The sequence below is a fragment of the Pontibacter locisalis genome (genome assembly GCF_042684605.1).
Lineage (GTDB): Bacteria > Bacteroidota > Bacteroidia > Cytophagales > Hymenobacteraceae > Pontibacter > Pontibacter locisalis.
Window position 1 is genome coordinate 268,368 of the sequence record NZ_JBHULU010000004.1, and the last position, 24,452, is coordinate 292,819.

Consider the following 24,452-nt stretch of genomic DNA (forward strand, 5'->3'; position numbering starts at 1 on the left):
ACCTCATCCGGAATGGTGATCTTAAAGTTCTTCTCCAACTCCAGAATTATATCCACTAAATCAACAGTATCAAAGCCAAAGTCCTGCAGCAATCTCTCTGCATACAAACGATCCGCTTTTATCTCTTTTGTTTTGCTAATGATACGGATAACCTCTTTCTCAATAGCGTTATTTGTAGCAATCATAGTAGTTTAAACTGTGTATTCTTCTCTAACTTTTCCGTTCAGGTGAAGCTCGCGCTGCTGTTGTATCTTTTTCTCTTCACGCTTCTTCTTCCCGATCAACTTATCTTTCAGATTCTCATTTAACAAATACATTACCGGCACGACCAGCAAAGTGATAAGAGTAGCAAAACTCAAACCAAAAATGATCGTCCAGGCCAAAGGCCCCCAGAAAGCAACACTGTCACCGCCCAGGAAGAAGCCGGCCTCAAACTCTCTGAACAGCGTAAAGAAATTCAGGTTCAAGCCTATTGCCAAAGGTATAAGACCAAGTATAGTAGCCGTGGCTGTAAGCAACACCGGGTTCAGACGTGTTTTACCCGCCTCTACAATGGCTTCTTTTAAGGTCATTCCCTCTTCCAGCAGCTTGTCCGTGAATTCCACGATCAGGATACCATTCTTCACCACGATACCAGCCAGCGCCACTATACCAACACCTGTCATTACCACTGATGTATCCATCCCGAAGATCGAGAAGCCTAACAGCACACCAATGATCGAGAACAACACCTCAGAGAGGATAATAAACGGCTTGGACACTGAGTTAAACTGTGTTACCAGGATCAGGAAGATGATCAGGAAAGCTGCAACCAGTGCAATTAACAGGAACTGCATTGTTTCCTGCTGCTCTTCCTGCTGCCCGCCCATTCTAACTTCATATCCCTCTGGCGTCTGGAAGCTCTGCAGCGACTCTTCTATCTGCTGCACCACTTCGTTCGGGTTATAGCCATCCAGCACATTAGACTCCAGGGTTACCATCCGCTTCAGGTTCTTCCGCTTAACACCACCATAAGTAGTGGAGTAATCTAAGGTAGCCACCGATGAAAGCGGAATCTGACGCACCTGACCGGAGTTCATGTCACGGTATGTGATACGCATATCCAGTAACGCATCTATGTTATCACGATAAGGCTCTGCATAGCGCACTTGTATCGGATACTCTTCTTCATCCAGCTTAAACTTAGATGCCTCTGCACCGAAAATTGCTGTGCGCACCTCCTGTCCAATCTGGCCGGTACTAATGCCTTCGCGGTTAGCACGTTCCCTGTCAATGTTTACCACTATCTCAGGCTTGCTGTCTTCCAGGTCGGAGCGGAGCTCTTCAATGCCTCCAATGCCTTGCTGGTCTATGTACTGCTCTACCTGCTTCGACAAAGCAATAAGTCCTTCGAAGTCTTCGCCTGCTATTTCCACAGATATTGGTTTACCAACCGGAGGGCCGCTTTGCTCCTTATCCACTGTAATATCAGCTCCGGGAATTCCCTGCACAGCCTCTCTGATCTGGGTCAGGTAGTTACTGGTTGAAACGTCGCCTTCACGGTCTTTATACTCAACAAAGGCAACGGTAACCTTTCCTTTGTGAGATTGTGGTGTTGCACTGCGGTCATTCTGGTCGCCGGCACCAATGGCTACGTTTGAAATTACCGATTCAACGTTCGGGTTATTTTCCCCTATCACATTATACACGCGCTTCTCCACAATCTTCGTAACAGAGTCTGTCACAGCCTGATCTGTACCTATCGGCATGTTGATGTAAGCATACACGAAGTTTGGATCGCCTGATGGGAAGAACACCATTTTAGGAGGATTGATGGCCGTTAAAACAACTGAAAAAATCAGTAAGCCGATCACTCCTAAAAATACGCCCACCGGCCTTTTACCTATCAACATCCAGCGCAACAACCTCTCATAGCCTGTCATGAAACGAGGCAGTATTTTGTTCTGGAAGCTATTGATCATGCCCGTGAACACAAACTTGTTAAGCAGCACCAATACCACAATGAGCATCACCAGGTTAGCTGTACCAAACCATCCGGTAATGTAACCGACAATAGCTATGGCAAAACCGATTGCGATCAGTACCCAGAAAGCCTTGCCTGAGCTTGGGCGACTCTCCGCATGCTCATCCTTCTTCATGAAAGACACTGCAAAAACCGGATTAACTATAAAAGCAACCAGCAGTGAAGACACAAGCGTTACGATAAGGGTAATAGGCAGATACTGCATGAATTTACCCACTATACCCGGCCAGAACAGCAGCGGGAAGAAAGGTGCAATAGTAGTTAATGTACCGGCCAGAACAGGTATGAATACCTCTCCGGCTGCCACCTTTGCCGCCTTTACAATACTTAAGTTAGTAGTATGATAGATGCGGTGCGTGTTCTCAATCACCACGATGGCATCGTCTACTACTATACCCAGGGCAAGCAGGAAAGCGAACAGCACAATCATGTTCAGTGAAATACCCAGGAAAGAGAACGTAAGAAAAGCCACGAACATGGATATCGGCACCGACAGACCTACGAAGATAGCATTGGTTGTACCCATAAAGAACATCAGCACCAACGTTACCAGCACAAAACCGATAATGATGGTATTGATCAGGTCGTTCAGGGTATGACGCGTCATTTTTGACTGGTCACCGGTAATCGTGATCTTCAGGTCTTCTGGCAATACAGAGCCTTCCATTTCCTCAATCGTCTCACGAATATTGTCAGATGCCTCGATCAGGTTCTCACCACTACGCTTGATAACCCTTAATGTAATTACAGGCGCATTATCCAGGCGGGCAAAACTTTCCTGCTCCTCAAATCCTTCTTTTACCTCGGCAATTTCTTTCAGCTGAATGTTCGCTCCGGACAGGGATTTCACTACAATGTCTCCGATTCTATTTGGGTCTACATACTGTCCTACCACACGCACTGATCGCTTGGCCTCGCCAACAGTTATGTTACCGCCTGATATAGTTATGTTCTCACGGGCAATGGCATTTGCTATATCATTGAACGTTACCTTGGCAGCCTGCATCTTGTACAGGTCCACGTTCACCTGCACCTCTTTATCCAGGGCACCTACAATATCCACACGGGTAATCTCCGGGAAAGCCTCCATCCTGTCCTGCAGGTCTTCGGCATACTGCTTCAGCTTATCCAGGCTGTAGTTTCCTGACACGTTCACAAACATGATCGGAATTTCGGAGAAGTTTACCTCCTGCACATTCGGCTCCTGGGTAAGGTCTGTTGGCAGGTCTACGCGCACTTTGTCTACAGCATCTTTTACCTGCTGTTTTGCCACCGCCACTTCTACATCGGTATTAAATTCCACGGTGATCATGGAGAAGTCCTGTACCGAGTTAGAGGTTACTTTCTTAACACCATTTATACCTTTAATCTCCTTTTCAATAGGACGTGTTACTAGGTTCTCCATGTCGGAAGGTGAGGTTCCGGCATAAATGGTACTCACAAAAACCGTTGGGATAACAATATCAGGGAAATTCTCTTTCTGAAGATTTATATAGGAGAATATACCCGCCAGTGTGATAATGATGGTTACGATATAGATACTCGTCTTATTATCGATAGACCAACTGGTTGGCTTGAACTGTTTCATAGTTTATACTTTAAAAGGCACTCTTACTTTTTCGTCAGGCTGTTGTCCTGCGTAAAAACAACAGGCTGCCCCTCATTTATATTCTGATATCCCGCCGTAATCACCTGATCGTTTGCAGACAATCCACGCAGCACCTCTATTTTTCCTTTGTAGCTCATACCCGTTTCTATTTCCTTTCTGGCCGCCACATAACGATCACCCTCTTTTTGGGCAACATATACATACTCTGTTTTCTCATCCTTCTGCACCAGGTTTATCGGAAGTACAATTGTGTCTTCGTTCTTGTAATCCTGGATGCGTACAACAGCTACCATGTTAGGGCGCATGTTTATGTCTTTAGCATCCTTCAGGCGCAGCTCTACGGTAAAGGTTCGGCTGGTAGGGTTAATATAATTTCCGACAACATCCACTGTCGTTTCTACTTCCTTGTTCAGGTCAGGGAAGTATATAACAGCTGCATCGCCTTCATTTATTTTCGCCTGGTAAGCCTCTGATACTTCAGCCACAATTTTTCCACCCTGTGTGTTCACGACACGGATGATACCCATACCCGGAGCGACAGACTCACCTGTGTTCGGCACCACCTCGTCAACAACTCCTGAGATAGGAGCCTTCACATTGTATTGGTCACGCTGCTGCTGCAAGGTGGCCAGACTACGCTCTAAAGCTTCTTTGTTATTCTTGGCTGTCAGGTATTGCATTTCAGTGCCAATCTTCTGATCCCACAGGTTCTTCTGCTTTTCGAAACCAATTCTTGCCAGTTCCAGCCGTGTTCTAAGTTCAGCTATATTCTGCTCCAGAACCTGTGCATCTATGGTAGCCATGGTTTGTCCTTTAGAAACACGGTCGCCACGCTCCACGCGCACACTTGTTAAAACACCCGGCACTTTTGCACTAACCAACACGTTCTGGTCGAAATCTACTTTACCCTGTACCTCCAGGTAATGGCGGAAAGTATCTTTATCTACAGCTGCTACACTAACCGGCACTGTCTTCTTTTCTGTGGCCACAGTCTTTCCTTCTGCTTTCAGATCAGCTTCCAGCACCTCAATCTGCTCCTGCAACTTAGCCTGCTGCTCTTTCAGCTCTTTTAACTGTGCTTCTTTATCATTACCACCGCAAGAGGCAAGACCAAGCAGGATAGCCATAGATGATATTCCTAGTATTCTTTTCATTTCAGTTTTAGCAATTAGGTAGTTCTTCAATAGTTTTATTTAGTCAGTAATGATCCGGTAGCTTTTTCCAGGTTTACTTTAGCAATCAAGGCGTCGTAAATAGCGGCGTAATAGTTTGTCTGGGCCTGGCGAAGGTCTGTTTCTGCCGTAATTACCTCCAGGTTGGTGCCTACACCCTCCTGAAACTTAATTTTAGCAACTCGTGCGATTTCAGCTGCCAGCTCCAGGTTCTCTTTCTGCGAATCCAGCACGCTTAGTGCATTGGTAAGCTCAGTAGATGACTGCTCTATCTGCAGATCTATGCTTTGGCGCAATGTTTCAAAGCCATACTTGGTGTTCTCCAATGCCAGCTTCGCCTGCTGTATCTGGTAGTGTTTGCGCAAGCCGTCAAAAATCGGCACTTGCAGCTGCCCTCCTACATAACCATACTCTAACCAGTTACCAGTCTTGGTTACCTCACTGAACTCGTTACTTGCAGCATTGTAGCCATAGCGCGCATTCAGGTATAGCTTCGGCAGGTAGCCTGACCGACGATTGCGCAAATCCAGTTCAGCCAGATCACGTTGCGTCTCAAGTATTGAGTATTCGATGCGGCTACCGTAGTTAAAGTTCTGTGGGGCAAGCTGCGCAATATCCACTTCTACTTCGGCAAGATTACCCGTTAACAGAATAGGCTGGTTCTGCTCCAGGCCTATCTGAAACTTTAGCAAGTCTTCACTTAGCTCCATCAGGCGTTCTGCTCTCTGCTTTTCAACCTTCAGGTTGTTAAGCGACACGCGCAGACGGTCTACGTCCAGCTTCTCTGCCACACCATTTTCAAACATTACACTTGTCTGGCTCAGCAGTGTATCCAGCCTTACCAGGTTCTGGTTGAGCAGTTCCATACGCTCACGATTAACCAGTACCCCATAATAGGCCTTGGCCACTTGCTCTGCAATTTCAATTTCGCTCTGCAAAGTGCTTTTGCGTGATAATTCAGTATAGGTTTTAGCGGCCTTCAATCCAATCAGATAGCTACCGTCAAATAAAAGCTGATTACCAGTTACAATGGCATTTGCGGTATAGGCGGGGGTGAAAGTAACCGGAACAAAGGTGCCTGGCGGTGGAGAGTTAGGGTTATCAGGATCCTGGAAGAACTCGGATGGCAGGAAAGACTGTTGCTGAATGAAGTTATCACCCACATCCAATGAACCATTGATCTGTGGTAAACCCATAGCTCTTATCTCGCCGACACGTGCTTTCGCTATCTTTTCTTCGTTACGGGTAGCTTTCAGGCTAGCGCGGTTTTGCAGCGCATAGTTTATACTTTCCTGCAGGCTAAACGGCCTAGCGTTCTGGTCTTGTGCGTAAGATGTGCCTAACAGCGCAAAGCAGGTCGCTATCAAGCTTATTGTCTTTTTCATAATTATAGGTAGTAGTCTGGTAGTTTATTCTTCTTCAACTCTATGCTTGAACTCGTTTATCATTTTGTGCCCTCTAAGCGTGGCCATCCCCAGCATATAATGCTCCAGCATGTCTATCTGCACCTTTTGAATATTAAACTCATGAGGAGGGAACAATTTGCTATCGTATGCCATCTCGATCATCCCTAAGCGCATGCGGCCCATTATCTCCACATCCAAATCGCCCCTGTACAATCCTTCTGCCACACCACGAAGAATGTTCAGCTTTATCTTGTCCAGGATAAAGTCATACTTGTGTGCTACCCAAAGCTGCCAACTGTCTCGGTGATACTTCTGGATATCATGGAAAATAGAGGGATGGACTCTTGCGATAACATGCTTTGTCATCTCCATAAGACCCCAAAGCTCCTCAATGGCATTTTTTGCGCCAACCATGGAGCATTCACAATCCTGCTCCAAAGACTGAAGAAAATCCCGACAGGCATCATACACTACTTTGTCTTTGTTGTCAAACCACTTGTAGATTGTCTTCTTCGACATAGACAAGTGCTGCGCAATGTCGCTCATTGACACGCTTTTGACCCCCCTCTGACAAAAAAGCTCAAATGCCCCCTGCAGGATCTTCTCTTTGATTTCTATGCTCTCTTCTGTTTCCATTGCAATGCAAAACTATGGAAACGTTTTCAATCACCAAAGTTTCCAATGTTATTTTTTAGTAACCAAAGCAGAGCCCACATGTTTTAAAAACTGCTCCTAAGCAGCAAGATTTTTCCCAACCTGTACAGCCGTTGCAGGGTGTAAAATGAAGCAAAGACGCAGTTGCGGGAGCTAAAGCCAGGAGGAAGTATAGGCAAACAGGGTGGTTAAGGCTAAAAACCATTTTATGGCATTACAGCCCCAGTACTGATCTTAACCTGGTATAGCCGCTTTTGCTTAAAGGTATTCTTATACCACTTTTTAGGAGCGCTATATGATTGTCTTTTTCAAGAGGTTCTATTCGGGTGAGTTGGGAGAGGGCAAGAATATAAGAACGATGTACCCGCACAAACTGGTCCGTAGCCAAGGTATCTTCGTAGTAGCTCATTGTTTTCTTTTTCAAAAACATACCGTCCTTAGTATGAATCTTCACATAATCGTCATAGGCTTCCAGGTACTGCACATCAGACACGGGTATGATTCTAATGTTGTTACCTGCTTTTACCACAATTCGGATTTGTTCTTCAGGCTGTTTGACAGGAATATCTGTTAACTGCTGCAGCTTTGACTCCGCAGATGCAGCACTTCGTTGCTCCTGCCACTTGTGTACAGCCGCATTAAAACGATCTTTGCTGAAAGGTTTTAGAAGGTAATCTACAGCACTGGCTTCAAAGGCTTTTAATGCGTACTCATCGAAAGCTGTTGTAAAAATCACCGCAGGAGCTTTATCTACCAACTCCAGCATTTCAAAGCCATTGATCTTGGGCATCTGAATATCCAGAAAAATAAGGTCTGGTTGGTGTTGCATAATAGCTTTTACACCCTCAAATCCATCCCCGCACTCCTGCACCACTTCTATAGAAGGATACTCCTGCAGGTATTCCGCCACTATGCTTCTGGCTAGCGGTTCATCATCTATTATCAGGCACTTGTTCATAGTTTTGTGGTATTTTGATGGTAGTGATAAAAGTATGATCCTGCTGCTGCGTGCGGAGCAGGTCCTGTCTTGCATAAAGTAAATAAAGCCTTCTACGCACGGAGCTAAGCCCAAAACCGGTGCCATGTTGTGGTCGTACTGTTTCAGGATCGAAAGGATTTTTAACCTGCAGCAATAGGTGATTGTCTTCAGCGGAGGCTTTTATAGTTATCTCAGTCTCACCAACTGTGTCGTAAAGGCCGAACTTAATAGCATTCTCCACAACAGGCTGCAGTAGCAGAGCAGGCAAGCGCATGTTCATTGTTTCATTTTGTACTTCAATGGCTGTTTTCAGGCGGTGCCCAAAGCGCACTCTCTCAATATCCAGATAAAGCTGAAGGTGCTTCAGTTCATCTGCCAGGGCCATTACTTGCTGATTGTCTTTCCTGAGGGTGCCTCGCAGGAAGTCCGAGAGTTGTTGAATCATAGTTCGGGCCTGCTCCGGCCTTGCTCCTATCAGAGCACTGATTGAGTTAAGGCTATTAAACAGAAAATGAGGCTGCAGTTGCTGGCGCAGGTTAAAAAGTTCTGCCTCGCGAGCCATTTTTTCAGTTGTAGCCCTTCTGTCTTCATCCTGCTGCCTGTTTTGCAAATAAAACCACATCCAGCTAAGCAGTAAGATCAGCAGCACCATCAGCCAGGAGTACACAAAACGTACCGGCAATGTCGTATCAACAAACTGCAGGTAATCAGCATAACCTGCATATACTTTACCAATCAGCCAATAGAAAACAGCCACACAGATGCCTGCCAGTGCTACACTCCAACCTAGCAGGTGCGCAGCTTCTCTTGCACTAGGTTGATAGTAACGCAGCCCTTTACTCGTAGCATACCCTCCTCCAACCAGCAACAGATTAGTCAGCAGGGCATCCGTTGTTGCTACTCCCCATGCCGTACCAAAGAACCTGAGCAATATAGTTTGCACCAGAACCCACAACAGGGCCCACCCCAGGTAAATGGATATGATTCTTAAAGAAGGCATACGAAGTCTGTTTATAACTCTTCCCTAGTAGCTTTTTATTTGCAGTCCGCCAAAGAAGGTGGTTCCTTTCAAAATCAACACTTTCTGCGGGTCATACCCACCAGGCATGATCGGTCGTTTATCATCTATTCCACCCAAAATGGCTACCATTTCAGATTTTACCTCCCAGTGTGCAGGCACGATCAGTGTAGTGCCTCCAAATATTTGAGTAGCCTCCAACACTACAGGCTGCTGCATATCTGCCTGTGTCATATTAAGCTCGGTGCCCCCAAAAACACTTACCACTTCTCCGCCCCTGAAATTTTTGGAAATTATGTTTTTCTTCACCCCTCCGAATACGGCAGTAGAGTCTACATAGTCTTCTGTGGAGGCATCATTGCCCAATCCGTAAGAGCCTGTATCTGGCTCGGGGGCAGCATCAGCCGTGTTCATGTGGTTGTGTGGTACAGGCCTTGGACGTGGCGGCATATAATGTGTATGGCGCCCCTTAGGCTTTAGCATAATCCAAAGGCCCAAACCTATCAGCAGTATTGGCCAGAAATAGAACTTAATGTTAAAGCCGGTTATCAGGTCATTTAACAAAAACACTGTGCCTATGATTACCAGTACCAGCCAGGCCGGTTTTCTAAAATTATGCCGGAAGCCAACGAAAAGCCCCAGAACGATCAGTAGCATCTGCCATGAAAACACCCATCCTGGCAGAAAAAAATAGTCCAGTTTTGTTGCCAGCACTACAAGTCCTACTACAATCAGTAGCAGGCCTGCCATTACTTTACCACCACCTCCACGTTGCGGAGATTCCCAGTTGCCGCCGTAGTTATTCATGTGTGATTCTTTATTTTCCATAGTTCCTTCTTGTTAATTTATATTTCAAAGGTACTCGATACAGCTATCCGCGTCTATAGGTAATAGGCCACCCCCAAGCAGAAGTCGGTAAACGAAGGGTTTTCGTCGGTAAACTTACAAACTATATTAAGGTTTTACTATGTATACTTGTACTGACAAGGCTACAGGCTGTATCAATCTTGTTCTGCCCCTCCTGCTAAGAGAAAGAGAACAAACGGAGGCAATTAGCCCATAGAAAATACGTAGATTTCCTTGGGTAATTTTATCTTTGCATATTATGGTGGAGAACATACAACGAGTAGCACAAGAAATAGAGGAAGCACAACTTACCAGTGCTGCCGAACTGGAGCAATTCCGCATAGCTTATATTGGCCGCAAGGGCCGCATAGCCGATCTTTTCAATAACCTGAAAGAGGTAGCACCTGAACAGCGCCGTGAGGTGGGTCAACAGTTAAATACATTAAAGAACCGCGCCCAGGAACGTTTTGACATGGCGCAGGAGCAATTAGCAGGTGCAGCCGACACAGCTGGTGACACCGGTTTTGATTTTAGCCTGCCTACTGTACCTAACACGCTTGGCACGCGCCATCCGCTATCACTGGTGCGCCGCGAAATTGTTCGCATTTTTGAGCGTATCGGATTTAATGTGGCCGAGGGTCCTGAAATGGAGGACGACTGGCACAATTTCTCTGCCCTGAACTTCCCGGAGAACCATCCTGCCCGCGAAATGCAGGACACTTTCTTCCTGAGCGAAAACAAAGATAAGCTGCTTCGCACCCATACATCTACAGTGCAGGTGCGCCTGATGGAGAATAACCAGCCACCGCTGCGCAGTATCATGCCAGGGCGTGTATACCGCAACGAGGCTATTTCGGCACGGGCTCACATGGTGTTTCACCAGGTAGAAGGCTTGTATGTAAATACAGGGGTTAGCTTTAAAGACCTGAAGGAAACACTCTATTATTTTGCCAAGGAAATGTTCGGACAAGGCACTGAGATTCGTTTCCGTCCTTCGTTCTTCCCGTTTACTGAGCCAAGCGCTGAGATCGATATAACCTGCTTTATTTGTAAAGGCGAAGGCTGCAACATCTGCAAAGGCAGTGGTTGGGTAGAGATCGGTGGTTCCGGTATGGTTGACCCTGCCGTACTCCAAAGCAGCGGCATTGATCCAAAAACATACTCGGGCTTTGCTTTCGGCATGGGTATTGAGCGTATCTCCATGCTGAAGTACCAGATAAAGGACCTGCGTCTTTTCACTGAGAATGATGTGCGTTTCCTGCGCCAGTTTGAAGGCGTTATTTAACTTAAAGCCATAAATAAAGGATGAGTGAATGTTTTGACGTATAACCGCAGCAAAGCATTCACTCATCCTTTTTACAGCAAATAATAAGAACTATGAAGCTAGAGGATATAAAGACTATAGGTGTAGTAGGAGCCGGAACCATGGGTCAGGGAATCGCACAAATTTGTGCGCAGGCTGGTTATACAACCCTGCTTTTCGACATTAATGCACAGGTGCTTAAAAAAGCGGAGGCCACAACTATAAAGAATCTGGACAAAGGGATTGAGCGCGGCAAATTAACACAGGATGATAAACAGACAGCCATTAGCAACCTTACCTTCACGGGTGATACGCTACAGTTGAGCTGTGACGTGATCATTGAAGCCATCGTGGAGCGCCTGGAAGTCAAACAGAGCATTTTCAAGGAATTAGCTGCCATAAACACACCAGACACTATATTAGCCTCTAACACCTCTTCTATTCCAATTACCCAGATAGCGGCTGCCGTTCCTCATCCGGAGCGTGTGGTAGGCATGCACTTCTTCAATCCTGCTCATATCATGAAACTTGTCGAGGTAATTTCTGGTGCTGCCACATCACCGGAGACTGCCGAAACCATTAAGCAGTTGGCTGAGAAACTTGACAAAACAGCTGTCATGGCAAAAGATTCTCCTGGTTTCATCGTTAACCGTGTAGCACGCCACTTTTATGTGGAGGGACTGAAGTTGTTGGAAGAAGGTGTGGCCGATGTAGAAACCATTGATAAGCTGATGCAGGCAAGTGGTTTCAGGATGGGGCCCTTTGAACTTATGGACCTGATTGGTGTTGATACTAATTATTCAGTAACGACCTCCATGTTCGAGGCCTTTCACTATGACTCTAAATTCAGACCGAGCCGCATACAGCAGCAAAAAGTTGATGCCGGGCACCATGGCCGCAAGTCGGGCAAGGGCTTTTACTCTTATGAGTAGAATATGGCCTCTGCTAGTGCTGTTATTCCTGGTAAGCGCTTGCAAAGACACATTTAACGGTCCTGCCATACCTGAAGTACCGGTAAGCGAGCAGATAAATGTGAGCAGCTTACAGTACCCTGCCCTCCGCCAGGATGGCGGCTATGTTTACCTTAACGGTGGCTATAAAGGAATTCTGGTTGTTCGGCAAAGCGCCAGCTTGTATACTGCTTTTGAGCGTGCCTGCCCCTACGACCCTACCGCCGCCTGCTCTCAGGTAAAGGTAGATCCATCTAACCTGTTCATCGTGGATGATTGCTGTGGTTCGCAGTTTAACTTACAGGGTGGTGTAATGGCAGGACCAGCCGTTTATGGCCTCAAACAATACAAAACATCCTTATCTGGCTCTGTGCTGTATATTTCTAACTAAAAATTTCCGTTTGATTTACAGCAGCTTATGGTTTTATAGAAGATTTTTTTTGCAACACACTTGCGTAGTAATCAAAACCGCCGTAATATTGCACCATCAATCAGCGAGAAAGTCGCAGATGATATGTCGAGATTCCTCCTTAGCTCAGTCGGTTAGAGCACCTGACTGTTAATCAGGGGGTCCCTGGTTCGAGCCCAGGAGGGGGAGCTTTAAAATCAGCCACTTACGAGTCACATCGTTAAGTGGCTTTTTTGTTTTTATACATTTTGCATGCTCTTGTATCTTTTTTACTACTGAAGGCTCTGTTTTACTCTTCTCTGAAGGAATTTTTTACAACTTGTAACAGTTTGATTAGTAAGCCTTTCTCACTAAAGTTACCCTAATACTCAAAAACTAAGCTTTATTACCAATGCCCTGTTTATTTACATCTTCTTATCAGCTTTTTGCAGGACACTTTAGAACCTGACATATAGAGTCTGTGGTTGTTCCATAAAAAATTAGTGTACAGCGTATGCACAGGAAGCTAACCTTGGAAGCTTCTACAGTTAGTTTCTCTCAAGTGGTTTTAGAATATGATTATTGCGTTAACCACTATTTATCCCCTATTCTGCACCTTAATGCTTTAACTGTGCTATGTTAATCTTAATGGCGCCTGGTGTAATTCTATGAAGACTGTGACTTGTGTAAGATTAAAATAAAGCATAAAGCTTCTCCTAGGGAGATCTGATATATCCTGGCTGCATCAAGATTTCATTAAGTTGCAGCTTAACCTACCTGCTGGAGTAAATTAGTCTAACAAAAACATTGCACACATGGAGCACCCAGTCAGCCTGAAGAAATTTGATTTACCTCAGACTCCGACCACTTAAAAACCAGCTCCTGAAACCCGAGCCTATGTTTTTCTTAGCAGATCATTCCTCTCTGACCCAGAGAACGGTCTTCTACAGTTGAGTTGTTGGGCAGGTAGACAGGCACGATGGCGGCCGGAATAAAGCTAAGGACAAGGCGCCCCGCTGCTTTGGTCACTGCTTCCCTGCCAGCTTAAACCGTGCCCTTGCAAAGTCTGTCCCAGTAACCGATAAACAGCCTATCAGCATAAGGGCTGAAGCCTTTACCCATACCGGGGGTAGGGGTAAACTCCCCGAAAACGGCTCCCTTATCCGTGGCATAGAAATCTATCCTGACAAAGATTCCATAGGAGCGGCCTAACTCCTTGGCGCGCGCTATGATTTCCTGAAGGCACTCAGGCGGTTGCTGATAGGTCGTCTCCGGATACAGAGTGTTCATATTCTCCAGCAGATCCCAACTCTCACTGTAGAAGCTAGTGAGTCCTTCCTTACGGCCCAGCCTGTTTATCACTTGTATGCAGGCCACCTCACCGCCGAAAGTATAAACTTTATAGTCATCGGGAATAGTATACTCCCCCTTCTCGCTTCTCACGAACTCCTCAATAAGAAACTCCAGGTACGGGTTTTGAGCTAAAGCCTTGCCCAGTGTCTCTGTTATCTCCTCTCTGGTGTAGGAGCGCTTATCCATCAGGTTGACCGAGTGGTCCATCAAAAAGACCAAGTTGGCAGAGTGTCCTACCGTTGGCCTTATCACATACTGCTGAGGTAGCCTGTCGAAGGGTATTTCTTCCGTCTCCCTTCCCTTCCAGTACAGCTGAGGCACCTGGCACCCGTGCTTCTTAGCAAACTCCCTAGAGTTGTACTTATTGCTCAGCTTTCTTTGCCAATTTTCAGAGGTCCGCCACTTCTCCATCGGATCGCTCGCATCCATAGGAGCGTTCCTGATGGTTTCTGCGTCCGGCGCCTCCCAAAACGTGCGGTGCCGACGCTTCATACGCCTGTAAAATTCTCCGTTGCCATTGCCATTAAGCACCTGGACAATATTCCGTAGCTTGGACTTGGAGGTATTAAGGAGGAATCGAAGCATAGTCGCTGTGCTATGATGTGTATGTGATAATCTAATGCCGACTCTCCGCTGCCGGAACCTTTACTCCTTGGCTAACGCCGCACATGGCAATGACACGGAATCTAACAGACAGACGTACAGCCATTATTAATAAGTAGGTACCGGAAACTGATTATCTGTGAATGCTCTGCAGCCTATAACGCATCAAAAGACAAATTGTTTATACAGACGTCGCTTTCCAAAATATACGGACACCCTCTGTTTTTCTCTCAAGAACGAACCGCCAGCAACTCATTACCCGACCAGCTATGCTCGTTTTAAAATATGTAAGTGGTTGTTGCAAAACCTTTTTGAGAAAGCCGTCATATTATTGAAACCAACTTCTTGTAGTTTTGCAGAGCAAGAAAGCTTTCAAAGATGAGAAGGAGCTACATTTCTTTACCTTCTAGAGGTTCAGGAGAGTCTTTTAAACTAGAAACAACTCCCTTCAATTGCTTGGATCTTAGTATTCATGCTCTCTCACATCTACCTTCTATAGCTCAACCTCCTGCAAGTTAACCTGTAGCAGCACAGGCAGATTACTCCCTATCACTTAGGCATAATTCACCCTTTCCTTTCTATCAATCACCATTTTCACATGTAAATAAGACACTTTTATATAAATTAATTTACATAAAGTCGTAAACTCTTATACTATTCACCCAAGACCGCACTACCTTTTCTACTCTTGATCGACACTGAGCCTGCCAATCCGGAAGGAGCTATTGCTGTAGTTAAAAATTTGAAAACCTGACCTTTATAACTATGAACAAACATCTACTTTCTCTATTATCCGGCTTGCTGCTCTCCTTTTTACCAGATTCCTTTGCCCAGCAACCTACTGAAGAGTGGTCAAAAAGATACAATGGTGTTGGAACTGAAAATATAAGCCCTATTGCCATAGCTGTGGATGCTGAAGGCAACAGCTACATTACCGGTACAACCCGCCACTCATATCCTGATTATGATGTAGCATCATCCAGTATAATCACATTTAAAATCTCACCTGCAGGTGAAAAACTATGGGAAAAGGTTTATAGAAAAGAGCAAACAACGCAGGCCACAGCCATCGCTGTAGATGAGCAAAGCGGAGTTTATATTACCGGGATCATCGGAAACTGGGAGGGCGAAAAGGACATAGTAACCATCAGGTACGATATAGCGACCGGAGAAGAAAGCTGGGTGCAACGCTATGATGGACCTGCCGGTGGCTCTGACGAAGTTCAGGACATTGCTACAGACAACAAAGGAGGTATATATATCACAGGTTCAAGTTCAAATTTTCCCGGGGGAATTGTTATTAGTGATTTTATAACTGTACGCTACGAAGCAGCTACCGGTAAGGAGGTTTGGGTGAAGCGCTATAATGGGCCTGCTAATGAAAGCGATGGGGCCAGAGCCATTGCTGTAGATGGAGGCGGAGGTGTTTACGTTACCGGTTATAGTTACAGGGAAAGCTCTACAACTTTTGATGCTACAAGTGATTTTGCCACAATACGCTATGATGCTGCCACCGGTAAGCAGATTTGGGTGCAGCGTTACGACGGTCCTACAAACGGAAATGATGCGGCCACAGCCATCGCTGTTGACAACATGGGTGGTGTTTTTGTAACTGGTACCAGTTCCGGGGAGAATACAAATGAAGACTTTGCCACAGTGCGCTACGATGCTGACACAGGAAAACAGGCATGGGTACAGCGCTACAACGGACCATCTAGCGGATTTACTAGATTAAGTGGTATCGCTGTAGATAACCAGGGAGGGGTTTTTATTACTGGTTCCTTCTCAAACTTCTCAAAAGGAGCTGTTATTGCTGATTATACAACCATTCGCTATGAAGCTACCACTGGTGAGGAAACCTGGGTGCAGCTTTATGATGGACCTGCTAATGGTTTCGATCAAGCCAATGCCATTGCTGTAGATAACAATGGTGGCGTGTATGTTACTGGTTTTAGTTTCAGTAAAGATTCTTCTTATGATTACGCCACTATTCGCTATGATGCTCCAACGGGAAAACAGGATTGGATACAGCGCTACAATGGGCCCTCTAACAGTAATGATGGGGCAAATGCCATTGCTATAAATAATAGCGGTTGGGTATATGTAACTGGTGGGAGCACCGGAGGAAAAACCATTAGAAACATTGCTACTATCAGTTACAACTCAGCCACAGGTCAGGAACGCTGGGTAAATAAGTACGCACTAGAAGGAAACTTATCTGATAAAGCAATAGCAATAGCAGTGGACGCAGCAGGTAATAGTTACATAACAGGCACTAGCAGTTATCAGGAGGATGAGGAGCCATTTAATGGCAGATCTAGTATTGTGACAATTAAATATTCCCCTTCAGGCGAAGAATTGTGGATAAGAATTTACAGTGAAGATTTTAATAGTAGGGCAAGTGCTATCGCAGTAGACAATAAGGGCGGAGTTTACGTTACCGGCTACACCCCCACTCTTTTTGGTGAAAACACCTTAAGTGATTATGTTACTATTCGCTACGATGCTGCCACTGGCGAGCAGACTTGGGTGCAGCTATATGATGGGCCTGCTAACAGCTATGATGGGGCCAGAGCCATTACTGCAGATGGTCTGGGAGGGCTCTATGTTACAGGAATTAGCTATGGCGAAGGTACTGGTAGTGACTACGCTACTATTCGCTACGATGCTGCCACTGGCGAGCAGACTTGGGTGCAGCGTTATAATGGGTCCTCTAAGAGCTATGAAGAAGCAACAGCCATTGCTATAGATAATAGTGGCGGCTTGTACGTCACTGGTAATAGCTCCGGATACGCCACTATACGCTACGAAGCATCCACTGGAAGAGAAATTTGGGTGCAGCGTTATGCAGGTGAAGGACAAAGTGATTATGCAGAAGCCATTGCTGTAGACAATGCTGGAGGAGTTTATATAACCGGTACGAGTTATCGTAAGGGTATAGGAGCGGGCTCTGATTTTGCAACAATACGTTACAATGCAACTACGGGAAAGGAAAGTTGGGTCGCGCGTTTTAGTGGAGAAGAAGACGGTCATTGGTATAACAGTAATGATATTACTGTTGATAATCAGGGAGGGGTGTACGTTACGGGCTACAGGTATGGAGACAACGACACTGATTTTACCACCTTGCGCTACAATGCTGCTACCGGAAAGCAACAGTGGGTAAGTTATTTTGATGGAGAAGACGGGAGCAGTGATCTGGCTAATGCCATTGCTGCAGATGATAGAGGATTCGTATACATTACTGGCTACAGCTTCGGTGGAGGCAGCATCAATGAATTCAGAAGCGTGTTCAGCACGGTTAAATATAGTGCGGCTGATGGAAAGCTTGTATGGGACGCTCAGACAGAGGGACAATCAGACCGCGCTGTGGCAATGGCATTGGATAAGGATAACAACATAATTATCACGGGCTATAGCTTCAGTTCTACTACACGCGAGGACTTCCTTACCGTCAAGTATAGCCAACAGGCGGAATGCCCTGTTCTTGCAGACGCTGCCATTAAGGGTAAACCTACTGCAGCGGTTAAAACCTCCGGCTCTGTCTACTCATTGGCAGCATCCGGAGCAAACAGCTTTACCTGGAGTATCACTGATGGCAATGGCAACTCCTACACAAAATTTACCGGCCAGGGCACCGGCTCCATTTCCGTTGACTGGCCCTCCTCACCGCAGGTCTACAAGTTGAGCGTTACCTACGGTGGCACTGACGGTTGCCCTACTAAGACAGTTACTAAATTTGTTCATGTCTTTGATCCTGCTGCAGGCTTTGTTACAGGCGGGGGCTGGTCAGATTTCCCTGCAAATGCGGCTTTCGAGCTCATGCAGAGAGAAGGTAAAGCCCACTGGAGCTTTGTAGCCAAGTATAAAAAAGGAGATGTTACAGAAGGAGCTTTCCTGCTCAAGGTTAACGACTATACCTTCCACAGCACCAGCATTAAAGATGGTTCATTGGTTATCGCCGGCGACAAGGCCTATTTCCAAGGACAGGGCACCCTCACGTACCGGAATAATTCAGGCAAGTTGATCTCAGATACCCGCAGCTTCGGCTACTTAATAGCAGCCATCGATGCACAGTACCTCCAGAAAAGTAAAGGACAGAAAAAGAAGAATTCAGACAAGCTCCGTATCCTGATCTGGGTAATAGATAAGGAGAAAACACAGGGGGCGATTGTTTTTGACAGCCAACCCGCCTGCTCTTCAGCTAACCTTGAGTACAATGCCCCAGCCTGTGATGCCATTGAGCAAGGTTCCATCGTGATTCATAAACAAGGTATGAAGCACATGAAGAGTGAAAGCTCGCTTATCGCCGGGGAAAACACAGAGTCAGAGGAGATGGTAGTATACCCGAACGCATTCTCTGATCGTGCAATCCTGAGCTTTAGGATAACAAGCAGTAGCGCCTATAAGGTGGAGCTTTATGACCGAAGCGGAGCTATGGTAAAGCAAGTAATAGCAGGAGTGGCTCAAGAGAACCAGCGCTATGAGCACGAAATTAACGCAGAGGGCCTGGCAAACGGACTTTATTTTGCACGCCTGACCAGCGGCTCACAGGTGTTGACAGTAAAGCTGGTCGTGCAGCGTTAGATGGTTGGTGTAATATAGGGGTTACTTTAACAAGAGCAATAAATACTTGTAAGGCAAAGGTAGCCTTCAACACAACTGCTTCTTCAGGAACACAGGCACCTGTTTTGTACAGCATGAATCGGCAGCAGTAAAACGCATTTAGTTGGAATACTACAGGAACACTGTTTCGCCGATTGATCTTTAGGGGGAGCAAAAAAGCCACTCATATGGGTGGCTTTTTGTTTCTACACTTCTCCTACCTTATCATCCCTATACTACGGCAGCTAACCTTTTTCCCAAATTTCCAGTAACACTAATATGGCGATATTTTCATATTAGCGACATACAGTCCTTTGAAATTTTTCGCCTTTGTTAACCTAAAAAGAAAAAACTATGAAAAACATAAAGCCTTACTTAATGGCCATTATTATACTGCTAACCTTTACACTTAGCAGTTGTGAACTTGTAGGAGACATTTTCGAAGCAGGTATGTGGACGGCACTCATAATTATTGTGATCGTGGTGTTACTTATCACCTGGCTGTTCAGGAAAATAAGAAGATAACGTAAAATGAAAAAGGAGCCTTTCGGCTCCTTTTTTTATGCTTGATAACTCATGTTACTTTGATCTTTTTGGCATTGTGCCTAATATATAATCCCAGAGCGGAGAAGATACGCCATACGCTACGTTAGGATCTTTGTAGTGGTGTATGCTATGATGGATCCATAGCTGCTTCAGGAAGTTCTTAGGAGGCGTATAGGCATGCACAGCATAATGCACGAACAAATACATAGCATACCCAAAAAGCATTCCCGCCACTACACCAAAAACGAACTGTCCAAAAATCAGCTTGAAAATAAAGAAGAAAGCAGAAGCATAAAGTATACTTACCACCGGAGGCATTGCGAGCCGCTTTTTATCTTTTGGGTATTCATGGTGGTTTCCATGAAGGATATACTGCAAACGCTCTCTGGTAGGCGTGCTGGTATCAATGTGAAACAAGTAGCGATGCGCCATATACTCTAAAAGAGTAAAAATAAACCACCCTAAAAAGAAGAAGCCAACTGCCTCCAGCACATTGATAAAACTGTACGTTAGGCCGTAATAAATAAGCCCAGTGGCTATAATTAAAAAAATGGAGATGGGTATCGCGATGTGCGTTCGGGTCATCTTCTCAAGAATCGGATTCTGGAAGAGCTGTGCACGTCCTTTGTGGTTAGGTTTCATAGTTGAATTTTGCTGTACTTTTTAATGCTGCAAAACTACTTATTTTTTAAACAGGTGCTACAGGTTGTTATGCCTTGTATAAAGGTATAACGGGGTACTTCAGTTATGGTTGAGTAGCTTTTGCAAATGTATTGCAGTGATGTTACTGCCGCTCACCCTATACCTCGCCCGCTCATAAAACCTGATTCTACCCTCTAATGTTTTGGTTAAAAAAGACTTAACTTCCTCCTCACTTTTTCCGGACAGTAAGGGTCTTAGTGCTAAATCTGAGGCCAACAGCCTATTAAATATTTCTTCAACGGGCACATCTAAGAAAATATTTTCCCCATGCGAGTTCAAGAAATCGATGTTGTCAAAGAAGCAGGGGGCTCCGCCACCTGTAGCAATCACCGCTTTATTATGTTGCTGCACCAACTCCTCCAGTGCCTGGCGCTCAAGCAGGCGAAATTTATCCTGCCCTTCGTCTGCAAAAATTTGTGGTATTGTCTTCTGTGCCCGCTGTTCAATATACTCGTCCAGGTCGATGAAAGGATAATTGAGCAGCTTTGCCAACTGCCCTCCCAATGTGGTTTTACCACTTCCCATCATACCTGTTAAAAAGACTCTCATCCCGCCAGCAGTTCCTGCACTTCGTCTATTTCTGGGGTGTCATTGTGGTGCCATTTCCCCTTCACAGTGCCGTCCTGTAGTAACAGGATGCCTGGGTTAGATCGAATGATAGTTTTAAGTACAGTACCATCACCGTAAAAGTATGGCACTGCTAGGTTAGCCTCGTGTCGGAAAACCTCAAAATCCTGACCGCTGCTGCTCGTCACTACCAATGGTGTTATACCTTGTTTTTCTGCTGCCTTTACTAATTCATTGATATCATCCAGGTTATCCTTGTCTGCCTTAGCAACATTATGCACAATGATGATCAGTTTTTTGCCGCTTAATACCTCCTGTGTGAAATCACCCTGATCATTCCATACATTGAAGTCTGTGATCTTAGGGCCGTCTTCAGGATTGATGGCTACCATTTGCTTGAAAGTGTAGCTCTGATCGGTTGGGTACTCCTCAAATTCCTGCTCTTCCCCATTTTTCGTCATGATATACTTGTAACGCAGCGGAGCAGAAGCCTGCATCAGGCTCGGAATATTGTTGCCAACTTTGTAAGCCCGGAAGTCAACATAAGGCAAGTGCTCATAAGCGTACCAGCCAATACCAACTGAAAGTATAGCCGTGAGAGCCGTGACTGTAGCGCCAACAGTGGGCCTTACCAGCGGCTCCAGGTATTTACGGGTGAACAGCAGGACCAGGATCATTATCAGCAGCACAATGTCTTTTGTAAATGACTCCCATGGTGTTAGCTTTATAGCATCTCCGAAGCAACCACAATCTGTTACCTTATTAAAGTAAGCAGAGTAGAACGTCAGGAAAGTAAAGAAAACAATCATTACCAGCAGTGCCACCAACACCTCCTTTAACTTCCAGCGTATGAGCAAGGCCACTCCAAGCACAATCTCCAGGGCACTCAGGAAGATGGAAAAGAACAGCGCAAAAGGCTCCAGTGATTTGAAGAAGGGGGCAATATCCACTGAGAACACTTCAAAGTATTCTTCCAGCTTAATAGCAGTTCCTACCGGATCATTTATTTTGATCAGGCCTGAGAAGATGAACAGCACGCCCACAAAGAGCCAGCAAAATTTGCTTATGTATTTCATCACTAAAATTATTGGAGTTATCTCTGCTTTTCTATTTTACCGGCTCCGCGAAACCTGATTTAATTAGCGCAAAAACAGCATAATTGATCATGTCACGGTAATTGGCATCTACACCTTCGGAGATCAATGTCTGCCCCTCATTATCCTCTATCTGCTTGGTCCGGTAAAGCTTCATCAGTATAATATCAGTAATTGAGCTCACGCGCATATCTCGCCACGCTTCACCATAATCATGGTTTTTAGCGGTCAGCAGCTTTATATTCTCCTCAATATGATGGGTGTACTCACTCTCTACTTCCTCTGCCGTCAGGCTTAGCGGTGCATCTTTGGGCAAGTTAAGCTGCATAAGCGCAATTATACAGTAGTTGATGATGCCTACAAACTCACCGTTGATATCATCTTCCACCATCTGTTTGCCCTTCTCCTGAATAGAACGGATGCGCTGCGCCTTTATAAAGATCTGGTCTGTAATAGAAGGCAACCTTAGTACGCGCCAGGCAGTACCGTAGTCCTTTGTTTTCTTCACAAACGTGTCTTTGCAGCGATTTACTACCTGATTATATTCCTGTAGTGTTTGACTAATCAACTTTTTAGATTTAATTTTAAAAATAATTGACTCAGATGCCAACGTTGGAAGCGAAAGATACGCTTTTTAAGAAAAAAACCACACTCTACTGCCGTGGAAAAATCCTCTCTCTGGACTTACCGCGGGTGATGGGCATCCTTAATGTTACTCCGGATTCTTTCTTTGCCGATAGCCGTCTTCAGTCGCTGGATGAGGTGCTGAAACGTGCCGCAACGATGTTGGCCGATGGCGCCGACATACTGGATATAGGAGGCTACTCCAGCCGACCCGGTGCTGCAGATATTTCAGTTCAGGAGGAGCTTGACCGTGTAGTACCAGCCATAGAAGCTATCCACGCTGCTTATCCAAATGCTATCATTTCCATCGACACTTTCAGGGCGCAGGTAGCTGAAGCCGCCGTGGCAGCGGGTGCCGCTATCATCAATGATATCTCTGGCGGAAATCTTGACCAGAACATGCATGACACAGTGGCAAAACTGCAGGTTCCTTACATTTTGATGCACATGCGCGGAACGCCACAGACCATGGCTACGTTGGCTAAGTATGAGGATGTAGTGACGGAGGTGCTCGATGAGCTGCAGCTAAAGGTATACAGCCTCAGACAACTGGGAATAAAGGACATTATACTTGACCCGGGCTTCGGCTTTGCCAAAACAATTGATCATAATTTCGAACTGCTAAAACGTATGGATGAATTGCGTATATTAGGGCTGCCTCTGTTGGCAGGTCTTTCACGCAAGTCCATGGTTTATAAATCGCTCGGCATTAATCAGGCCGATGCTTTAACAGGCACAATAGCTGTAAACACGATAGCGTTAACCAAAGGTGCCGACATTTTGCGGGTTCACGACGTAAAAGAAGCTAAGCAAACTATACAACTTTACACGAAAGCATTACTTTGATATTTTTATTCAGCATAGGGTTTTTAGAGATTGAGCTACTTGATATTATTGATATCCTGCTCGTAACAGTGCTACTGTACCAACTGTACAAGCTTCTTACCGGTAGTGTGGCGCTAAAAATCTTTCTGGGTTTGCTTTCAATTTACCTGCTGTACCTTGTAGTACGCGCCGCTGGCATGGAGCTGCTGAGTATAATACTTGGCCAGTTTATGGGTGTGGGTGTGCTGGCGGCCATCATCCTGTTTCAGCCCGAAATAAGGCGCTTCCTTTTGCTTATCGGTAAAACCACGGCCTTTAACAACGATCGCTTCTTCCGTGGATTTCCGTGGCGCCGGGAGCAGTCAGACAAGCTTAGTTTAACACCTTTTATTGAAGCCGCTAAGTCTCTTGCCGGTAAAAACACAGGTGCTCTGATCGTTTTTGCGAAAAGCTCGGAGCTGAAATACTATGCTGAATCGGGAGACCTTATTGATGCTATTATTTCCAAGCGTTTGCTGGTATCCATCTTTAACAAAAACAGCCCTTTACACGATGGCGCTGTAATCATATCTGCTAACCGCATAAAAGCAGCGCGCTGCATTCTGCCTGTTTCTGAAAATCAGGAAATTCCGGCTTCCATGGGTCTTCGCCACCGGGCAGCTATTGGCTTAACGGAGATTACAGATAGTGTGGTGCTAGTTGTATCAGAAGAAACGGGGCAGATTGCTTTAGTACGCAACGGGGAAGTGTACAGAAACCTTTCATCAGCAGATTTGCGGGTAAAGTTAAATCAGTTTCTGTTTGACACCGATCAGCGTGCCGCTTCCACTGCTACCCCTGCAGAAAAGTCTGTCAGCGCTGCTTAAAGAGCGACTATCTGTCCCTCCTTCTCCAGAAGTACCAGTAAGCCATCGGCCCTAGTAAGGGCACTATCCACAGCACCACCACCCAGTTCAGGCGCTGCGCAAGGGTGTAATGTGTTTTAAAGATCAAGTGAAAAACGCTGTATACTACCAAAAGATAGTTTGCCACTATCAAGACAACAGCTAAAGGAAATTTTGCAACTAATTCCATTGGTTACAGCTCCTGCTTAAGATATATTGTTCTGTCTGGATTATAGACATTCTGACAATTTATAAAAAGTAAAGCCACTCCCGCAACAGGAGTGGCTTTTATTATACTTTG

At 45.5% G+C, this 24,452-nt stretch carries 21 protein-coding genes and 1 tRNA gene; 8 read left to right on the top strand and 14 right to left on the bottom strand.

What is annotated here, in order from left to right; genetic code table 11:
• The 8 genes from ACFSRY_RS04340 to ACFSRY_RS04375 form a co-directional block, all read right to left on the bottom strand.
• On the bottom strand, positions 1 to 185 hold a 185-nt coding region (locus ACFSRY_RS04340), incomplete at its 3' end, for an acyl carrier protein (RefSeq protein WP_377503540.1).
• A gap of 6 nt (positions 186 to 191) precedes the next feature.
• A complete protein-coding gene (locus ACFSRY_RS04345; RefSeq protein ID WP_377503541.1) occupies positions 192 to 3,611 on the bottom strand; it encodes an efflux RND transporter permease subunit in 3,420 nt (1,139 codons plus the stop codon).
• Positions 3,612 to 3,634: 23 nt separating this feature from the next.
• Positions 3,635 to 4,786 (bottom strand): efflux RND transporter periplasmic adaptor subunit, encoded by a 1,152-nt coding sequence (locus ACFSRY_RS04350; RefSeq protein ID WP_377503542.1) that lies wholly within the window; start codon positions 4,784 to 4,786, stop codon positions 3,635 to 3,637.
• Between the two features lie 35 nt (positions 4,787 to 4,821).
• On the bottom strand, positions 4,822 to 6,189 hold the full coding sequence (locus ACFSRY_RS04355) for a TolC family protein (protein WP_377503543.1): 1,368 nt from the start codon (positions 6,187 to 6,189) through the stop codon (positions 4,822 to 4,824).
• A 24-nt stretch (positions 6,190 to 6,213) separates the two neighbouring features.
• Complete coding sequence (locus tag ACFSRY_RS04360) at positions 6,214 to 6,846, bottom strand: TetR/AcrR family transcriptional regulator (RefSeq protein ID WP_377503544.1); 633 nt, start codon at positions 6,844 to 6,846, stop codon at positions 6,214 to 6,216.
• 232 nt (positions 6,847 to 7,078) lie between these two features.
• A complete protein-coding gene (locus ACFSRY_RS04365; RefSeq protein WP_377503545.1) occupies positions 7,079 to 7,822 on the bottom strand; it encodes a LytR/AlgR family response regulator transcription factor in 744 nt (247 codons plus the stop codon).
• Positions 7,797 to 8,843 carry a sensor histidine kinase gene (locus ACFSRY_RS04370; protein WP_377503546.1) on the bottom strand — a complete coding sequence of 349 codons (1,047 nt, stop codon included), beginning with the start codon at positions 8,841 to 8,843 and terminating at the stop codon, positions 7,797 to 7,799. The genes ACFSRY_RS04365 and ACFSRY_RS04370 overlap by 26 nt, the downstream gene beginning before the upstream one ends.
• 24 nt (positions 8,844 to 8,867) lie before the next feature.
• Complete coding sequence (locus ACFSRY_RS04375) at positions 8,868 to 9,689, bottom strand: LiaF transmembrane domain-containing protein (RefSeq protein ID WP_377503547.1); 822 nt, start codon at positions 9,687 to 9,689, stop codon at positions 8,868 to 8,870.
• Between the two features lie 277 nt (positions 9,690 to 9,966).
• Between ACFSRY_RS04375 and pheS the strand changes: the two genes are divergently transcribed.
• The 4 genes from pheS (at position 9,967) to ACFSRY_RS04395 (ending at position 12,558) form a co-directional block, all read left to right on the top strand.
• Positions 9,967 to 10,992, top strand: coding sequence for a phenylalanine--tRNA ligase subunit alpha (gene pheS, locus ACFSRY_RS04380; protein WP_377503548.1), 1,026 nt, complete (start codon positions 9,967 to 9,969; stop codon positions 10,990 to 10,992).
• 92 nt (positions 10,993 to 11,084) lie between these two features.
• Complete coding sequence (locus ACFSRY_RS04385) at positions 11,085 to 11,942, top strand: 3-hydroxyacyl-CoA dehydrogenase NAD-binding domain-containing protein (RefSeq protein ID WP_377503549.1); 858 nt, start codon at positions 11,085 to 11,087, stop codon at positions 11,940 to 11,942.
• A complete protein-coding gene (locus tag ACFSRY_RS04390; RefSeq protein ID WP_377503550.1) occupies positions 11,935 to 12,351 on the top strand; it encodes a hypothetical protein in 417 nt (138 codons plus the stop codon). Before ACFSRY_RS04385 ends, ACFSRY_RS04390 begins: the two co-directional genes overlap by 8 nt.
• 133 nt (positions 12,352 to 12,484) lie before the next feature.
• Positions 12,485 to 12,558: transfer RNA gene (locus ACFSRY_RS04395), tRNA-Asn, on the top strand.
• Positions 12,559 to 13,392: 834 nt separating this feature from the next.
• On the opposite strand, the gene ACFSRY_RS04400 is transcribed toward ACFSRY_RS04395, so the two are convergent.
• Positions 13,393 to 14,286, bottom strand: coding sequence for an ATP-grasp fold amidoligase family protein (locus ACFSRY_RS04400; RefSeq protein WP_377503551.1), 894 nt, complete (start codon positions 14,284 to 14,286; stop codon positions 13,393 to 13,395).
• A 783-nt stretch (positions 14,287 to 15,069) separates the two neighbouring features.
• Here ACFSRY_RS04400 and ACFSRY_RS04405 point away from each other — a divergent pair.
• Positions 15,070 to 18,891 (top strand): SBBP repeat-containing protein, encoded by a 3,822-nt coding sequence (locus ACFSRY_RS04405; RefSeq protein ID WP_377503552.1) that lies wholly within the window; start codon positions 15,070 to 15,072, stop codon positions 18,889 to 18,891.
• A 372-nt stretch (positions 18,892 to 19,263) separates the two neighbouring features.
• On the top strand, positions 19,264 to 19,434 hold the full coding sequence (locus ACFSRY_RS04410) for a hypothetical protein (RefSeq protein WP_377503553.1): 171 nt from the start codon (positions 19,264 to 19,266) through the stop codon (positions 19,432 to 19,434).
• Positions 19,435 to 19,488: 54 nt separating this feature from the next.
• Here ACFSRY_RS04410 and ACFSRY_RS04415 read toward each other — a convergent pair whose 3' ends face one another.
• The 4 genes from ACFSRY_RS04415 to ACFSRY_RS04430 form a co-directional block, all read right to left on the bottom strand.
• Positions 19,489 to 20,097 carry a sterol desaturase family protein gene (locus ACFSRY_RS04415; RefSeq protein ID WP_377503554.1) on the bottom strand — a complete coding sequence of 203 codons (609 nt, stop codon included), beginning with the start codon at positions 20,095 to 20,097 and terminating at the stop codon, positions 19,489 to 19,491.
• Positions 20,098 to 20,196: 99 nt separating this feature from the next.
• Positions 20,197 to 20,706 carry a shikimate kinase gene (locus tag ACFSRY_RS04420; protein ID WP_377503555.1) on the bottom strand — a complete coding sequence of 170 codons (510 nt, stop codon included), beginning with the start codon at positions 20,704 to 20,706 and terminating at the stop codon, positions 20,197 to 20,199.
• Entirely contained in the window at positions 20,703 to 21,800 is a 1,098-nt protein-coding gene (locus ACFSRY_RS04425; protein ID WP_377503556.1) for a BT_3928 family protein, read from the bottom strand. The genes ACFSRY_RS04420 and ACFSRY_RS04425 overlap by 4 nt, the downstream gene beginning before the upstream one ends.
• A 31-nt stretch (positions 21,801 to 21,831) precedes the next feature.
• Positions 21,832 to 22,386 carry a DUF1599 domain-containing protein gene (locus ACFSRY_RS04430; RefSeq protein WP_377503557.1) on the bottom strand — a complete coding sequence of 185 codons (555 nt, stop codon included), beginning with the start codon at positions 22,384 to 22,386 and terminating at the stop codon, positions 21,832 to 21,834.
• Positions 22,387 to 22,430: 44 nt separating this feature from the next.
• Here ACFSRY_RS04430 and folP point away from each other — a divergent pair, with 44 nt between their 5' ends.
• Positions 22,431 to 23,288 carry a dihydropteroate synthase gene (folP, locus tag ACFSRY_RS04435; RefSeq protein ID WP_377503607.1) on the top strand — a complete coding sequence of 286 codons (858 nt, stop codon included), beginning with the start codon at positions 22,431 to 22,433 and terminating at the stop codon, positions 23,286 to 23,288.
• A complete protein-coding gene (gene cdaA / locus ACFSRY_RS04440) occupies positions 23,285 to 24,133 on the top strand; it encodes a diadenylate cyclase CdaA (RefSeq protein ID WP_377503558.1) in 849 nt (282 codons plus the stop codon). Before folP ends, cdaA begins: the two co-directional genes overlap by 4 nt.
• A 7-nt stretch (positions 24,134 to 24,140) precedes the next feature.
• On the opposite strand, the gene ACFSRY_RS04445 is transcribed toward cdaA, so the two are convergent.
• A complete protein-coding gene (locus ACFSRY_RS04445) occupies positions 24,141 to 24,341 on the bottom strand; it encodes a PLDc N-terminal domain-containing protein (RefSeq protein ID WP_377503559.1) in 201 nt (66 codons plus the stop codon).
• Positions 24,342 to 24,452 lie beyond the last annotated feature (111 nt).

What these genes read in the sequence shown, in the direction of transcription:
- ACFSRY_RS04345 (WP_377503541.1), bottom strand. Translation starts at nt 3,611, where the DNA reads ATGAAACAGTTCAAGCCAACCAGTTGGTCTATCGATAATAAGACGAGT.
- ACFSRY_RS04350 (WP_377503542.1), bottom strand. Translation starts at nt 4,786, where the DNA reads ATGAAAAGAATACTAGGAATATCATCTATGGCTATCCTGCTTGGTCTT.
- ACFSRY_RS04355 (WP_377503543.1), bottom strand. Translation starts at nt 6,189, where the DNA reads ATGAAAAAGACAATAAGCTTGATAGCGACCTGCTTTGCGCTGTTAGGC.
- ACFSRY_RS04360 (WP_377503544.1), bottom strand. Translation starts at nt 6,846, where the DNA reads ATGGAAACAGAAGAGAGCATAGAAATCAAAGAGAAGATCCTGCAGGGG.
- ACFSRY_RS04365 (WP_377503545.1), bottom strand. Translation starts at nt 7,822, where the DNA reads ATGAACAAGTGCCTGATAATAGATGATGAACCGCTAGCCAGAAGCATA.
- ACFSRY_RS04370 (WP_377503546.1), bottom strand. Translation starts at nt 8,843, where the DNA reads ATGCCTTCTTTAAGAATCATATCCATTTACCTGGGGTGGGCCCTGTTG.
- ACFSRY_RS04375 (WP_377503547.1), bottom strand. Translation starts at nt 9,689, where the DNA reads ATGGAAAATAAAGAATCACACATGAATAACTACGGCGGCAACTGGGAA.
- pheS (WP_377503548.1), top strand. Translation starts at nt 9,967, where the DNA reads ATGGTGGAGAACATACAACGAGTAGCACAAGAAATAGAGGAAGCACAA.
- ACFSRY_RS04385 (WP_377503549.1), top strand. Translation starts at nt 11,085, where the DNA reads ATGAAGCTAGAGGATATAAAGACTATAGGTGTAGTAGGAGCCGGAACC.
- ACFSRY_RS04390 (WP_377503550.1), top strand. Translation starts at nt 11,935, where the DNA reads ATGAGTAGAATATGGCCTCTGCTAGTGCTGTTATTCCTGGTAAGCGCT.
- ACFSRY_RS04400 (WP_377503551.1), bottom strand. Translation starts at nt 14,286, where the DNA reads ATGCTTCGATTCCTCCTTAATACCTCCAAGTCCAAGCTACGGAATATT.
- ACFSRY_RS04405 (WP_377503552.1), top strand. Translation starts at nt 15,070, where the DNA reads ATGAACAAACATCTACTTTCTCTATTATCCGGCTTGCTGCTCTCCTTT.
- ACFSRY_RS04410 (WP_377503553.1), top strand. Translation starts at nt 19,264, where the DNA reads ATGAAAAACATAAAGCCTTACTTAATGGCCATTATTATACTGCTAACC.
- ACFSRY_RS04415 (WP_377503554.1), bottom strand. Translation starts at nt 20,097, where the DNA reads ATGAAACCTAACCACAAAGGACGTGCACAGCTCTTCCAGAATCCGATT.
- ACFSRY_RS04420 (WP_377503555.1), bottom strand. Translation starts at nt 20,706, where the DNA reads ATGAGAGTCTTTTTAACAGGTATGATGGGAAGTGGTAAAACCACATTG.
- ACFSRY_RS04425 (WP_377503556.1), bottom strand. Translation starts at nt 21,800, where the DNA reads ATGAAATACATAAGCAAATTTTGCTGGCTCTTTGTGGGCGTGCTGTTC.
- ACFSRY_RS04445 (WP_377503559.1), bottom strand. Translation starts at nt 24,341, where the DNA reads ATGGAATTAGTTGCAAAATTTCCTTTAGCTGTTGTCTTGATAGTGGCA.